This window comes from Legionella sp. D16C41, assembly GCF_048541585.1.
GTDB lineage: Bacteria > Pseudomonadota > Gammaproteobacteria > Legionellales > Legionellaceae > Legionella_C.
Genome location: NZ_CP183303.1, coordinates 1 through 15,467, shown reverse-complemented (window position 1 = coordinate 15,467; position 15,467 = coordinate 1). Strand labels below are relative to the sequence as shown.

Sequence of the window (15,467 nt, the reverse complement as noted above, 5' to 3'; positions counted from 1 at the left end):
TGCTAACATACTAATCATTCACTGACTACCAATGTTTATTTTAGATTAAATGTGCTTAAAAAATAATACCTTAAATTTACTCATTGTAATAATGATATTAGCACTTTTTTATAAAAATGATGGTAAATTCTTAACAACAATTATTACATCATCAAATTAATAAAACATTAGATTCCTTATGAAAACTCCTGAGTTGAATCAAGGTATTGTAGTAATATGGTGAGATGGCTTATTAAGTAGTTATCGTAGTAGGTTTAAGTTGCTCCATAATTTTAATATCTAACTTTTTAATTGCTTCACCAGCTGCAGTTCGCTGAAAAAAGAATATATCCCCCGACTGCCGGTAGTGATAAATATTAGCTATTCCCGCTGTTAATAACAATGCTACGGAATTCGCAATTGCAGCGAGCATATATCTTAGCCATGGGCGCTGGTCAACGTCCACAATTTTTAAAAAATCTCGCTCAGCTGATTTAATTTCAGTGAGTAATTTGTTTTTTGGGGCAGGATTACTAATTTGGTTGAATATTATTAAATACATTTTCTGGCGATAATTTCTATCTGCCTGCTCAATTACCTCTAAGTTATTTGATAAATCTTGTTTAAATCTTTTTTTAATTTTATGACACTCATTTTCAAGAGTCGTTAATCCTTTTAAAAATAGTAACCTCTCTTCACTTGACTGCGTTAATAAATTTAACATGTCTTTACTAGCGGGAAATAAAGTTTTTAATGAATTTATTATTCGCAGCGTAGCAAGAAATTGATATATAAAAAGAGTATTTTTTTCATTTTTTAAAATATTATTAAAATCAAATTTTAAATCTTCTACATGATCAGTGGTAATAACCCCATACGCTATTTTTACTAGCTTTAGTTGCAATGCTTTATCTTGTCCGGCAATTAAATGCATTATCTGCAAGAGCTGTTTGCCTTTTGTATCGTCTTTTAAAATAGGCGCAATAGATAGTTCAGCTAAATTTAATAGTTCTAAATTACGTTGTATCTTACTTATTCCATTAAAAGGCTTACTCTTTAAAAGTTCCAGTGTTGTAAGAATAACTTGCTTATCTGCTTCATATTTAAATAAGTTGGCAAAGATAGAATGCATTCCAGGAGCAGCTAACCAAAACTCAATCGTTTCTAGACTTAATCCTAGTTTAATTAAATTATGACAAACCTCTGACTGCTCCTTAGTTTGACACATTCTTGCTAATTCAATTAATTTTTGCCAAGGTACATGACTTATATAAAAACCATCTATTAAAAATTGCGCAAATGTAGACGGGTTAAAAATATTTTCTAAATTTAAATCTATTTCATTCGCTGCAATTAACAATGTTTTTAAAGAAGAAATGTCATTTATAGAACATATTAATTGACACAATACTTCTTTTTTAAATACTTCCTTAGGTAATTCCCACTTTAGCTGACTTAAATAAGCTAGGTTACTCCAAATATCTTTTGCCTTTCCTCCAGCTTTATTAATTTTTTCATAAAAAAAGTTAAATACATCTTGGTTAATAATAAAGAGCAATGAATCAATGAATTCATCACTAAAAGCATCTTTTAATAAAGAGTCAGTTAAACTATTTGCAGCCTCTAATAAATACTTTGCTAATTGTTCATTGCTTAAAATAATATCCCACTTCTCTATCAATTTAGCTTCTTCAAAAGACAACAATAGACTTGCTAAATTTCTTGCCTCTGTCACATTTAACTGTCTTAATTGGCATAAGTAGCGCGGAAGTAAACTCTTTTCATCTAAACATTGCTTAATCTGAGAAAGTGATAATTGTAAATCTAGCTGTTGTGCTACCTGCAATGCTTGATTAGATAAAAGTACTGGTAATGATTCTTTTAATAAAAATGACTCTTTATTTTCTTTAAATTCATTATTTAAGCTTACATAATTTAAAAATTGGCCAATGACCTCTGCATTAGTTTCAATTTGGCCATCTGATTTAATAATAAAGTTAATAAACTTAGCTAAAAAAGGATCATTTAAAGTTTCGACAAAGTTATTTTTTTCAGTAGCTGAAATGAAATGTTGCGTGCCTAATTTTTCATCTTTAACGAAAGATTTTGGATTAACACTAGTTAAGATATAAACTTGGCGCTTACTTGGAATTAAATTTGTATTTTTAATTAATCCAATCATCCATTTCGTTGGATCATCTCTGCGGTAGTATAGGCTTAAACCATTTAACTCTTTATTTTGATCTACAAAAGCAAAAGCAAGGTTCACTTTATTCAGATAATAGTTTTCTAATTCGTCATTTTCTTTAATAAAGGGCTCTGAACCAAAAATAAAAAATAGATTTCCTGCAGACATATTTCCTTGACTATAACAACTATGATTGCTTTTAGTTCCATCTAGCCAAGTTTTGATATGGTATTGACAATTTTCTTTGTCACCAAAATATAAGGTACGAAATACATCTTTCGCAATATCAGCGCTTTTTGTGCCACTGCCTAGCAACACTGATAAACCGAACAATTTATAAATTTTGTCACTAGTTCCTTTAATTATATACAACATAATTATTACATTCTTAGGAAAGAGATCGCAGTATATCTGTAAATGTATTTTATACTAAGTTAATTTTTTGTAAAATTTAATTACAATTTATCATTACTCAAACCAAATAAATTTTGTTTATCTGGGCAAAAGGTAACCACATAATTTAAGAAATTTGGGCTGTTTTCATCTGGTTCTCTTACAGAAGCACACTTAAATCTCGCATGGACTTGATCATGAGGATAAAGGTAGCCAATAGGACAAAACTCAGTAAGCCATTCAAGTTTAGGGCGTATATAAATTTGCCAGAAGTTAGGCTGTCTTGCTACTACATCACCAACTTGGCAAAAACTGTTCATTTCTAATGGAACACGCGTACTCCAATTAATACAGCCACAACAATCCGGATTAGGTAAATTATTACCTTTTGCATAACAATTAGACGGGGCTGTTAGCGTTGGAGGCGCATTTGGTGGTAAAGCACAAAGCGCATAAGCCTGCATTCGGAAGGCATCAATATTTCCAGGTTCACTATAACAGCCTAATGCTTTTTTAGGTAAAATAGCGCCTTGGTCATAAGTGGCGGCACAAATATTAGCTAGAACTGTAAAAGCAATCGGCCTACCACAGTGCGGCACAGCATCACGATTTTTATGTAAATCATAATGACTAAAACCACAACGCTCCTCCTCTAAACAATCATTGGAGGAAAAACAAGATCTAATAGGCACATTATATTTAACTACTGTATAAAACACTTCACTACTATAACCTTGATAAACAGGTAAAGACGGCGGATTAAATTGCCAATTACAACCAAACCAATTTGGCGCGTTAAATTGAGAATTAAAAAAGATACTGCGAGCATCAGCAAATCCTAATCTGCCACACCAAAATAGAGGATTTTGATGAATGCTAGGTTCTGCTGGTGGTGGATTATCCGCCGGTTGAATACCAATGGGAACATTAATACCATGAATAAAGCTAAGATCATAGAAATCAACTTTGTTATGATTTAAGACAAGTTTAGCTTGAGTACTTGGATATGTAGTCTCACTTATACAACCATTATTCCTATCAACCAAACATTCTCCCGTTTCACAAACTAACACCCGCTTATCTTTATCTCTTTTAACAAAGCTACATCCAGTTCTAGCTCTTATATTAGCTATATACTGATATCTGCCTCTATAGGGAAGATTAAAATTAGGAATAGAATATTGTAGCGATACCTCAACTTGCGCCTGTGTTTGTGAATTATCAAAATTAAATGGGTCAAACGCTTGCAATTTCCATGGTGAGCCTACTTGGCCACCTCTAGGTAATGGAATTGGGTATACACATCGATTATTAAGGCAGGAAGCGTTACGCAAACAATCACTATTACTACGACAAAATTTATTATTTCCTGCAATATAAGTTGGCGTAAGTGCTATCCAAACGGGATAACTACAATAATTTTGAAAAGTAATAGTTCTTTTTAATGCAGAAGTGGTTTCTGCATAATTATGATTACTTAAAAAAAGTATAATTATAAGTATCTTTTTAATTACTGACTTCATCCTTAAAGTCATTTCATTTATTAACCTAGAATTTTTTTTAAAGATAGTCAAAAAAAAATCTGTATGCAAGTTAAACAAACGAGTAGAATAATTAATAATAACTAGCTCAAAGGTCTTTCAACACATGCAGCCCCTACATTTTAATCTAATTGGTGCAGGACGCTTAGGAAAAAACCTTGCTCTTAGCTTAAGCTCAGCAGGACATTTGCTAAAGGCAATTTTTAATAAGCAAGTTATAACTGCTAACCAAGCCTGCTCAACCCTTAATAGCGGGAAAGCTGTTGCTTATTTAAGCGATTTACCACAAGCAGATATTATTTTTATTACAACACCAGATGATGTAATTGAAGAAATTGTTTTAGAACTTGCTAGTAAAAAAATTATTAAACCTGGAAGTATTGCAGTTCACTGTAGTGGCGTTTTAAATTCTGATATTTTAAAACCATTGCAGGCGCAAGGTTGTTTTATTGCTTCTTTGCATCCTTTAAAAGCATTTAGAGCTGATACATTAGATAAAAATAGCTTTAATAATTGTGACTGCGCGCTTGAAGGAGATAACCAAGCGACGCAAGTACTATCTATGCTTTTTAAACCCTTAGGCGCTAACCTTGTTACTATAATGCCTGATAAAAAACCGCTTTATCATGCTGCAGCGGTCTTCGCTTCTAATTATTTAGTTACTTTAGCTCTGCAAGCTCTACACCTGTTTAAGGAAGTAGGAATTAAAGAGCAAGAAGCTAAACCTATTATTGCACGTTTAATGCACACCAGTCTTGCTAACATTCAAGATGCAGCCAATTTATCAACAGCACTTACTGGCCCTCTTGCTAGGGGAGATGTTAATACCATAGTAAAACACTTAAAAGCACAAAAGTATTTATCGACCTTACCCTTATACAAAGCACTTTCTGTAGAAACGCTGCCGCTAACTTCCTTATCCTTATTACAAAAGAAACTATTAGCGGAGCTATTAAGAGAATAATTTAGCTTATCATTTATATGTATCATTTAAATAATAATACGTTGCAGACAGTAACTAAATCTAGGACTCAGTTACCCGCAGCGCAGTTACATTTTGTAAGCCCCGGGGCAAACAATTACCGCGACGGCCACGCTCCCCGCGATAGTGATCTAAATCTTGTGGCTTAAGCGTATAGTGGCGCTTTCCTGCATGCACCGTTAAGAGATCTTTGTTGCCTAAGGTTTGCACATCTATTAAATACTCTTCACGTAGGCTTGCCTTTGCACTTGGAATATTAATTAACTTAACGCCTTTACCTTTATTTAAAAGAGGTAATTCTTCTGCTGAAAAGACTAATAAACGGCCTGTATTGGTTACACATGCAACGCTTAAAGCTTCACGCTGGCTGACAAAACGAGGAGTTAGAACTAAGCTATTAGCCGTTAATTTTAAGCATGCTTTACCATTACGATTTTTAACATATAAATCACTTAATTGAGCGATAAAACCATAGCCAGCATCACTAACAATTAAAACATGATCTTCTGGCTCACCAGCAATAACAGCCTCAAAAGTTACGCCATCAGCAGGGTTAAGTTTCCCTGTTAAAGGCTCACCTTGACCACGTGCTGAAGGTAAAACATGGGCTGGTAAAGTATAAACTTTTCCTTCACTATCAAAAAAAATAATTTGTTGATTTGTACGAGCATTCGCTTGAGTTTTAAAAGCATCATTTGCTTTATAATTTAAATCTCGGCCGCTAACATCATAACCTTTTGCGGCTCGAATCCAACCTTTTTCCGATAGAACAACGGTAATTGGTTCATTAGGTAAAATGTCAGTTTCTTTTAAAGCCTGCGCTTCACTTCGCTCAACTAGAGGTGATTTTCGTTTATCGCCATATTTATTACGATCAGCAATAATTTCATTTTTAACCAATTGTTTTAACGCATCTTCATTGTCTAAAATAGATTGAATAGAATCTCGTTCTTTTGATAATTCATCCAACTCTGCTTTCAATTTTATTTCTTCAAGTTTAGCTAGATGACGTAGTTTTATTTCAAGAATTGCTTCCGCCTGTCGTTCGCTTAAGTTAAAGCGCGCCATTAATCCTTTTTTAGGATTTTCATCTTCTCGGATTATTTCAATAACTTCATCAATATTAAGGAAAGCTATAAGTAAACCTTCAAGAACATGAATACGTTCTAATACTTTATTTAAACGATAACGCAGACGCTTCTCGACCGTAGTTAAACGAAAGCTTAACCATTCAGTTAGAATGGTTAATAAACTTTTTACTTTAGGCTTACCGTCTAAGCCAATCATATTAAAGTTAACACGATAGCTGCGCTCTAAATCCGTAGTCGCGAAAAGATGTAACATTAAACTTTCAATATCGACCCGATTAGATTTTGGAATAATTACTAAACGTGTAGGATGTTCATGGTCAGACTCGTCTCGTAAGTCTTCTACCAAAGGCAGTTTTTTTTGTTGCATTTGTGTGGCAATCTGCTCTATTACTTTTGCCCCGGAAACTTGATAGGGTAATGCTGTAATAATAATTTGATGACGTTCTACTTTATAAACAGCCCGCATTTTAATAGAGCCAGTACCTGTCTCATACATTAAACGAATTTGTTTTTTTGGAGTAATGATTTCTGCATTAGTCGGAAAATCAGGTGCTTTTATATGTTTACAGATGGCGTCTAAGCTTGCATTTGGATGATCCAGCAAATAAGTACAAGCATTAGCTACTTCAGTTAAATTATGTGGCAGTATATCTGCTGACATACCTACAGCAATACCAGTTGCACCATTTAATAATACATTCGGCAATCTTGCTGGTAATAAAGAAGGTTCTTTTAACGTACCATCAAAATTATCTACCCAGTCAACTGTTCCTTGCTGCAATTCAGATAGTAATAAATCTGCATAACTCGATAATCTAGCTTCCGTATAACGCATAGCAGCAAAGGATTTAGGATCATCAGGTGAGCCCCAGTTTCCTTGCCCATCAACAAAGGGGTAACGGTAAGAAAAAGGCTGAGCCATTAACACCATTGCTTCATAACAAGCAACATCACCATGGGGATGAAATTTACCTAACACGTCCCCAACAGTACGTGCTGATTTTTTATGCTTAGAGGTGGCTTTAAGACCTAACTCTGACATAGCATAGACAATTCGTCTTTGCACAGGTTTTAAACCGTCAGCAATATGAGGTAAAGCCCTATCTAAAATTACATACATAGAATAATCTAGATAAGCTTTTTCAGTAAACTCTGTAAGCGATTTTTGCTCAACATTGGATATCATCATAAAGGACCACTACCTAAAATTTAAAGGTTAGTTTTATAACCATAAAACTATATCTATATGCCATAGGTATAACGTTACCAAGTTAACTTTATATTGCTCTGTAAGTTCACTTGCCTTAATGGCTCCCTCTTTTCGCATTTGCGCTTGGTTAAGGTTAGGCGGACGCTATAAATGGCTATGACTGCAAGTATGGTAAACTTATAAATTGCGATTAAGCAGTAATTATAAAAGAATTAAAACTTGAATTTAATAGTTAAAATAAACAGCAAATAAAAGCATATTATCGCAAAATAATATTTAAATTACCATGTTTTAAATTAAAACAAGTATAACAACAATTATAAGATAGTTTATCTGCTATCCTTTTTTATATATTCAATAATTAAGTATACTTTATGAAAACCCAGCGAGATTTAACTGTTACAACTGATTCAAACCAAGTCATTGATGTGATTAATTATTTTAACGATCAAATATTAAATTCAGGCAATAACGCTGAGGTTATTCTTAAGGCTGCAAATGATTATCCCGAAAATTTACTTTTGCAAATCTATGCAGCTGCTTTTTATCTTTATGCACAAGAAGATACGGCAACTAATATAGCACTACAAATCTTACGCAATGCCGAGTATCAGCTTCATGATGCGAATTTACGTGAGCGATTAACTTATTATGCAGTTTGCGCTTGGGCAAATTTAGATTATGAGCAGGCAATTACTATCTTTACGAGTATTATTGCACTATTTCCTAAAGATGTTTTGGCTTTAAAATTTGTTGAGTGGCTTTTTTATTGTACTGGCCAATCCTATCAAAACCAATGTTTTTTAGACCTATGTAAGCAGTGCCTTAAACATAACCAAAATGATCCTGCTTTTTTAGCAAGCTACTCATTTGCCCAAGAGCTATGTGGGCATTATAAGGAAGCAAAAAAAATTGCTCAGAAAGCAATTGAATTAACCCCATTAGTTGTTCCATGGGCGCATCATACGCTAGCGCATGCTTACTTATTTGAAAATGATATAGAGGGAGGTATTAGCTGTTTAGAAAAATTGTCTTTATCCTGGAAAACTATTTTACCTCTTTTAAAAGGTCACAATACTTGGCATCTTGCTTTATTTCATTTAGCAAATCGTAATGAGAAAGAAATTTTAAAGCTTTTTCCAGATATTTTTGGAGCGACGCCTAATTTAGTTTTAGAACAATTAGATGCTATTTCTTTATTATGGCGTATGGATTTGGCAGGCCTTGGAAAGAATAATTATTTTATAGAAATTAGCCAATACTTAGGTGATCACCCAAACGAGCACTATATTGCTTTCAATAATGTTCATTTTATATATTGTCTTGCTCGGGCAGGTAAAAATGAGTTAGCTAATCAAGCTTTAAAATCTATAAAAGATTATGCTGCGACACTTACTTCTAAGCCCACTCAAACTTTATGGCAGGATATAGCATTACCTCTATGTCACGGCATTAAATACTTAGCAGAAAATAATTATCAACAAGCTTATGAAATAATGGAGCCTGCTATTCAAGATTGCTTTAGATTAGGTGGCAGTGATGCGCAAAATGAAATTTATACTCAATCTTTTTTATATTGTTTAATAAAGACAGAACAACATGAAAAAGCTCAAGCTTTTTTTCAAAAATATCTTAACCATTACCGACATACTGCTTTAGCAAATTATTGGTTTCAACAGTAGTTAATCCGTAAATTATAATTATGGTAGTCATTTAAATCTGAATTAATAAGTCATAATGTAACGAAAAATTATTAAGTACTTTTGGCTTTAAAAGCTTTCCCTCTTATTATTTATACAAGCAAGCACATGCCACCCTATTTTTGAGATATTTCTTACAATTTAAAGCGCAATTAACTTTAGGTTAAATTCTTAAGAATACATATACTTGTCAATAAAGGATGACATGGATAGTCTGACAGGAAGTCAAAAGACAAGGGACAAGTACAGGATGTGCTCCGCCGCAAGGATGCGGCTTTTTTACTTAGCGAATACACATTATTAAACATCAATATTTTCTGCTTCCAACGCATTACTTTCAATAAAATCACGTCGTGGTTCAACATTATCTCCCATAAGCGTTGTAAATATTTCATCCGCTGTAATAGCGTCTTCAATACTAACTTGTAACATACGCCGAACAGTTGGGTCCATGGTGGTTTCCCAAAGTTGTTCTGGGTTCATTTCACCAAGGCCTTTATAACGTTGGATCGATTGGCCACGCTTTGCTTCATCCATAAGCCATAATAACGCTTCAGCAAAGGTTTTAATTGGAAAAGTCTTTTCACCGCGTTTGATATAAGCACCTTCCTCAATTAAATTACTTAACTTAGAACCTAATTGAATTATTTCTTTATAATCTTTAGAGCCAAAAAACTCTGTACTAAATATGAAAGAGCTTTCCATTCCATGTTGAGTAATAGTGACTTGTGGTAAATAGATTTCTTGCTCAGCTTGATAAATAACTTCAGCGCGATATTGCATTGTTTTATTATCTATATTAGCTAAATATTGATTTAATTGAGCCACCCAATCCGCAATCATATCTTTTTGCTTAAAGTCTTGCCCATATAAGTTAGGTAAATAAGCTAAATGATTAAGTACTACGTCATTATAACGCTTAGACAGACGCCTAATGATTTTTTCGGTTTGTCTAAACTTTAAAACTAGCTCTTCTAAAGCTCTCGCTGATATTGAAGGTACATCTTTAGCTGGATATAGCTCAGCATTATCAAGCGCACTTTGCGTTAAATAGGCAAATAAAGCTTCATCATCTTTGACATACTGTTCTTGTTTACCACGCTTTACTTTATATAGCGGAGGTTGTGCAATGTAAATATAACCCCGCTCAATAAGCTCAGGAGTCTGACGATAGAAAAAGGTTAGTAATAAAGTACGAATATGGGAGCCATCAACATCCGCGTCGGTCATAATAATAATTCGATGATAGCGAATCTTATCAGGATCATATTCATCTGGACCAATGCCACAACCTAATGCAGTGATTAATGTAGCTACTTCTTGAGAAGAAAGCATTTTATCAAAGCGCGCTTTTTCAACATTAAGAATTTTACCTTTCAGTGGTAAAATAGCTTGAAATTTGCGATCACGACCCTGTTTAGCAGAGCCTCCTGCAGAGTCTCCTTCCACGATATATAATTCAGACAACGCTGGATCTTTTTCTTGGCAATCTGCTAATTTGCCTGGAAGTCCTGCTATATCTAATGCGCCTTTTCGCCTTGTCATATCGCGAGCTCGGCGAGCAGCCTCACGGGCCCGAGCAGCATCAATCATTTTACCAACAATTGCTTTAGCAAAAGCCGGGTTTTCTAGTAAGAAATCATGAAATTTCTCACCTACTAGTGACTCAACTACTGATTTTACTTCTGATGAAACAAGTTTATCTTTAGTTTGTGAAGAAAATTTCGGATCTGGAACTTTCACTGATAAGACGGCAGTAAGCCCTTCTCGAGCATCGTCTCCAGTTGTGGTTATTTTTGCTTTTTTTGCAAAGCCTTCCTTTTCAATATAATTATTGAGAGTCCGGGTTAAGCCAGCGCGAAAACCAGCTAAATGGGTACCACCATCCCGTTGGGGAATATTATTAGTAAAACAAAAAATATTTTCTTGAAAGGAATCATTCCATTGCATCGCTAACTCAACTACAACTTCCTCTTTGTCTGCAGTAAATGAAAAAACCACTGGAATAATAGGTGTCTTATTCCGATTAAGGTGCTCAACAAATGCTCTTATACCGCCTTCATAACGAAAGGTATCACGTCGTTGGGTACGTTCATCGAGCAAATGAATACAAACACCAGAATTTAAGAATGAAAGTTCTCTTAAACGTTTTGCTAAAATATCATAATGGAACTCAATGTTAGTAAATGTTTCTGCACTAGGTTTAAACCAAACTTGAGTACCCGTATTAGTAGCGTTGCCAGTTACACCTAAGGGCGCGTCTGGAACACCATGGCGATAGTGCTGCTCGTGAACTTGACCGTCACGACGAATAATTAGATGTAACTCTTCTGATAAAGCATTGACGACAGAAATACCTACACCATGTAATCCACCTGAAACCTTATAGGAATTATCGTCAAATTTTCCACCTGCATGCAATACCGTCATAATTACTTCAGCAGCTGAACGGCCTTCTTCTTGATGAATATCTACTGGAATACCACGGCCATCATCTTTAACAGTAATTGATTCATCAGCATGAATAGTAACAAAAATCTCTTTGCAATAGCCTGCTAATGCTTCATCAATTGAGTTATCGACTACCTCAAACACCATATGATGCAAGCCTGTACCATCATCCGTGTCGCCGATATACATTCCAGGCCTTTTTCTTACTGCATCTAATCCCTTTAATACTTTGATATTAGACGAATCATAACTAGCATCAACGGCCATAAGTATCCTCTTACCTAATATACATTTTACCAAAAAGTGATTATATCATTATTCAGATAGGGTTTATATCACTTGCTTACAATTCAATCTTCACAATTTTTTACGCGTTTCACGTGAAACATTAATTTATTTCTCAACTAAATCAATTTGTCCGTGATTAATATTTAAAACTTGATGAGGAAAATTAAATTGTTTAATTATTCGCGACTCTTTCCGTAAGGTAATAATAAATTGATCATTACTGGCAACAATATAATTTAATAATCGCTGTAAGTGTACATCATCTAATTCGGATGTAAAATCATCTATTAAATAAATGCAAGGTTCCTCAAGCAAAGCAGTTTGTGCAAATTTCAATGCAAATAAAACCATTTTTTGCTGCCCGCGAGAAAGAAAATGTCTTGCTTTAATATCATCACTAGTAATAAGCAAGTCAGCTTGGTGAGCACCATAATGTGTTTGAGCTCGGGCCAAATCAATTTCATAACTTGCATTAAGAATAGATGCTAAATCTTTACCTTCGCTACGTTTATCCCATCCCTTATAATAGTTTAGCAGACATTCAAAATCTGTTAATTTTGCCAAAATAACTTTAAATGTTTCTAATAATTTTAAAAAATAATTTTCGCGATAGTTATTTAACTGTTCAGCAAGAGATGAAAGTATATTATTCCAGGGGATTAGCTCAGTATTTATAGCCCTTTTTTTTAGTAAAGTATTACGCTGCTTTAAAGCTCGTCTATACTCTTTCCACATAGCATGATAGGAATGTTCCACGTGAAACAAACCCCAGTCTAAAAAACTACGGCGTACAGCAGGTCCAGCATCAATAATTTGAAATATATCTTGATAAATAACCTGACAAGGTAAAAAAAAAGCTAATTCACTGCTGCTTAAACAAGGTTGGCCGTTAATACGAGCTATTGTAGGTGAACGTATCGCTTTTTGAATACTTATATATTGATTATCAAATGTATTAGCAAAAACAACTAATTTATCTTGTAAATGCGAAACTAAAGCAGATATCTCACGACTTCTAAAAGAGTGTCCGCTAGCTAACAGGTATATAGCTTCCAAGAAAGACGTTTTTCCACTGCCATTATTACCTGTTATAAAATTAATATGTGGATGAAGGGTTGCTTTTGTTGATAAGATATTACGAAGATGAGTTATGTGGATATCATTAAGCTTCATAATTTCATAGGCATAATAATATACTGATACTGTTCATTTTCTAAAGATTCAACTAAAATACTTCGATCGGTAGTAGACATAGATAATCTAACAAAATTACCGGGCAAAATATTTAGAACATCCAAAAGATAACTAGCATTAATTCCTATCTTAAGTTCTTGCCCATCAACATTTGCTTCTAACCATTCAGTTGCTTCTTCCTTTTCTTGATTATTCGCAACCAATGTAACACCACTAGATTGTATGTGTAACAAAACTGCTCGTGACTTTTCATGAGCAAGAATCATAATTCGTTGTAAAGAACGTTTAAGTAAATCTTTTTCAATTAAAGTAAATTTATCATTATTAGTGGGAATAGCTTTAATATACGGAGGAAACCTAGCCTCTATTAATTTAGAATTAAATTTATAATCTTCCGTAATTAAACAAAAATAATTTTTTCCAGCAATAACACTAATTGTTTCATCGTTGATAGAGTTAAGTAAGCGCAACATTTCTTGAATACCCTTACGAGGTATTAATAGGCGCTGACTTGGAAAGGTTTGCTGAGATAAATGTTTACAGATTGCCATACGATGCCCATCAGTGGCTACTGTAGTTATAGCATTACCTTCCAATTCAAATAATAATCCATTTAGAAAAACTCGAACGTCTTGTTGTGACATTGCAAAATGGGTTGATTGCAGTAACCAAAGTAATTCTGCTCTTGGTAAAGTAAGTTCAATGTCTGGCTGTTCTTGATCACTATTAGGAAACTGCTCAGCAGGCAATGTAGCCAACTTAAATTTGCTACGTCCCGCTTTTAAAACTACAGCATTCTCATCCAATTTAATGGTAGGGATAGCTTCTTCATCAAGCGAACGAATTATATCAATAAATTTTTTGGCAGGAACTGTAATTTCACCTTCCATCAAGCACTCGTCACAATTTAGAAAAGCAGATATTTCCATCTCTAAATCGGTAGCAGTTAATACTAGGCGCTTTTGTTTAATCGTAATTAAAATATTAGCTAAAATTGCTAATGATTGCCGTTTATCTACAGCCCCAGCTACCATTAATAAGCGCGGAAGTAATTCATTCTTAGGAATAGCAATTTCAAACATAATAATTCTCAATTAAGACGATAAAATACGCATAAGATTTTTAAAATCTTCAGCAAAATCATTATCAACTTGGATTAATTCCTTTATTTTTCGGCACGCATGAATAACTGTTGTATGATCTCTACCACCGAAGTGATCACCTATTTCAGGTAAACTATGATTTGTTAAGTCTTTAGCTAATGCCATAGCCATTTGTCTAGGTCGGGCAATAGAGCGGCTGCGGCGTTTTGATAATAAATCTGCAACCTTAACTTTATAATATTCAGCAACTGTTTTTTGAATATTTTCAATTGTCACTAATTTATCTTGTAGAGCCAGTAAATCACGTAATGCTTCATGTACAAAATCAATAGTAATAGGTTTACCCGTAAAATGGGCATTAGCAATAACCCTTCTCAAGGCACCCTCTAATTCACGAACATTAGAACGAATACGCTTAGCTATAAAAAAAGCTACTTCATAAGGTAATTCAATATTGGATTGCTCAGCTTTACTAATAAGGATAGCTACGCGAGTTTCAAGCTCTGGCGGCTCTACAGCAACTGTTAATCCCCATCCAAAACGTGATTTCAAGCGTTCTTCTACTCCCTCAATTTCTTTAGGATAGCGATCACTGGTCAAAATAATTTGTTGTTGGCCCTCTAAAAGAGCATTAAATGTATGAAAAAATTCTTCTTGAGAACGATCTTTACCAGCAAAAAATTGAATATCATCAATTAATAGTGCATTTAAAGAGCGGTAAAAACGTTTAAACTCGTTAATGGAATTAGTTTGCAATGCTTTAACCATATCAGCCACAAATCGCTCAGAATGTAAGTAAAGAACTTTAGCTTCAGGATTATTTTTTAAGATAGCGTTGCCGATAGCATGCATTAAATGTGTTTTTCCTAAACCTACGCCACCATAAATAAATAAAGGATTATAAGCATCACCAGGCCGCTCAGCAACTTGTAAGGATGCAGCACGCGCTAATTGGTTAGAATTACCTTCAACAAAACTATCAAAAACAAATTTTTTATTTAAATAACTATTTTTATAATCAGCTGTTTTATTAGAGGGAACTTTAGAATTAATAGTAGACGGCTCAGAAACCGTTACTTTATCAACAATAACAGGCTGAGCTACTTTAGTTCCTACCTCGATACTAACCGAAGAAATTACATCTCCCCCAAATTGCTGCACTAATTCCTTAATACGTGTATAAAAGTTCTTTTTAACCCACTCAACAACAAATTTATTGGGCGCTAAAAGAATTAAGCAATTTTCTTGCAGTTCAGCTTGTAGAGGCCGTAACCAAGTATTAAATTGTGGGGGAGGATATTCTTCTTCCAAAAGCTTTGCACATTTCTGCCAAACAATTGCAGACAC

Annotated in this window: 9 protein-coding genes; 2 read left to right on the top strand and 7 right to left on the bottom strand. The window is 34.1% G+C overall.

Annotated elements, in window-relative coordinates; all coding sequences use genetic code 11:
• Positions 1-232: 232 nt before the first annotated feature.
• Positions 233-2,542, bottom strand: a complete 2,310-nt coding sequence (locus tag ACNVED_RS00045) for a hypothetical protein (protein ID WP_419419734.1) — start codon at positions 2,540-2,542, stop codon at positions 233-235.
• Positions 2,543-2,622: 80 nt separating this feature from the next.
• A complete protein-coding gene (locus tag ACNVED_RS00040; RefSeq protein WP_419419733.1) occupies positions 2,623-4,083 on the bottom strand; it encodes a thaumatin family protein in 1,461 nt (486 codons plus the stop codon).
• A gap of 124 nt (positions 4,084-4,207) precedes the next feature.
• Here ACNVED_RS00040 and ACNVED_RS00035 point away from each other — a divergent pair, with 124 nt between their 5' ends.
• The gene (locus ACNVED_RS00035) at positions 4,208-5,065 is read left to right on the top strand and encodes a Rossmann-like and DUF2520 domain-containing protein (protein WP_419419732.1); all 858 of its coding nucleotides are present in this window, start codon (positions 4,208-4,210) and stop codon (positions 5,063-5,065) included.
• 60 nt (positions 5,066-5,125) lie between these two features.
• On the opposite strand, the gene parC is transcribed toward ACNVED_RS00035, so the two are convergent.
• On the bottom strand, positions 5,126-7,363 hold the full coding sequence (parC, locus tag ACNVED_RS00030; RefSeq protein WP_419419731.1) for a DNA topoisomerase IV subunit A: 2,238 nt from the start codon (positions 7,361-7,363) through the stop codon (positions 5,126-5,128).
• Between the two features lie 395 nt (positions 7,364-7,758).
• Between parC and ACNVED_RS00025 the strand changes: the two genes are divergently transcribed.
• Positions 7,759-9,066 carry a tetratricopeptide repeat protein gene (locus tag ACNVED_RS00025; RefSeq protein ID WP_419419730.1) on the top strand — a complete coding sequence of 436 codons (1,308 nt, stop codon included), beginning with the start codon at positions 7,759-7,761 and terminating at the stop codon, positions 9,064-9,066.
• Between the two features lie 318 nt (positions 9,067-9,384).
• On the opposite strand, the gene gyrB is transcribed toward ACNVED_RS00025, so the two are convergent.
• From gyrB to dnaA, 4 genes are all read right to left on the bottom strand, one after another.
• Complete coding sequence (gene gyrB / locus ACNVED_RS00020; protein ID WP_419419729.1) at positions 9,385-11,802, bottom strand: DNA topoisomerase (ATP-hydrolyzing) subunit B; 2,418 nt, start codon at positions 11,800-11,802, stop codon at positions 9,385-9,387.
• Positions 11,803-11,928: 126 nt separating this feature from the next.
• The gene (gene recF, locus ACNVED_RS00015) at positions 11,929-12,996 is read right to left on the bottom strand and encodes a DNA replication/repair protein RecF (RefSeq protein ID WP_419419728.1); all 1,068 of its coding nucleotides are present in this window, start codon (positions 12,994-12,996) and stop codon (positions 11,929-11,931) included.
• Positions 12,993-14,099 carry a DNA polymerase III subunit beta gene (gene dnaN / locus ACNVED_RS00010; RefSeq protein WP_419419727.1) on the bottom strand — a complete coding sequence of 369 codons (1,107 nt, stop codon included), beginning with the start codon at positions 14,097-14,099 and terminating at the stop codon, positions 12,993-12,995. Before dnaN ends, recF begins: the two co-directional genes overlap by 4 nt.
• 12 nt (positions 14,100-14,111) lie before the next feature.
• On the bottom strand, positions 14,112-15,467 hold the full coding sequence (gene dnaA, locus ACNVED_RS00005; RefSeq protein ID WP_419419726.1) for a chromosomal replication initiator protein DnaA: 1,356 nt from the start codon (positions 15,465-15,467) through the stop codon (positions 14,112-14,114).

Bases quoted from the DNA above. Each gene is read 5' to 3' on its own strand.
- ACNVED_RS00025 (WP_419419730.1), top strand. From the start codon at position 7,759: ATGAAAACCCAGCGAGATTTAACTGTTACAACTGATTCAAACCAAGTC.
- dnaN (WP_419419727.1), bottom strand. From the start codon at position 14,099: ATGTTTGAAATTGCTATTCCTAAGAATGAATTACTTCCGCGCTTATTA.
- ACNVED_RS00040 (WP_419419733.1), bottom strand. From the start codon at position 4,083: ATGAAGTCAGTAATTAAAAAGATACTTATAATTATACTTTTTTTAAGT.
- gyrB (WP_419419729.1), bottom strand. From the start codon at position 11,802: ATGGCCGTTGATGCTAGTTATGATTCGTCTAATATCAAAGTATTAAAG.
- recF (WP_419419728.1), bottom strand. From the start codon at position 12,996: ATGAAGCTTAATGATATCCACATAACTCATCTTCGTAATATCTTATCA.
- ACNVED_RS00035 (WP_419419732.1), top strand. From the start codon at position 4,208: ATGCAGCCCCTACATTTTAATCTAATTGGTGCAGGACGCTTAGGAAAA.
- parC (WP_419419731.1), bottom strand. From the start codon at position 7,363: ATGATGATATCCAATGTTGAGCAAAAATCGCTTACAGAGTTTACTGAA.
- ACNVED_RS00045 (WP_419419734.1), bottom strand. From the start codon at position 2,542: ATGTTGTATATAATTAAAGGAACTAGTGACAAAATTTATAAATTGTTC.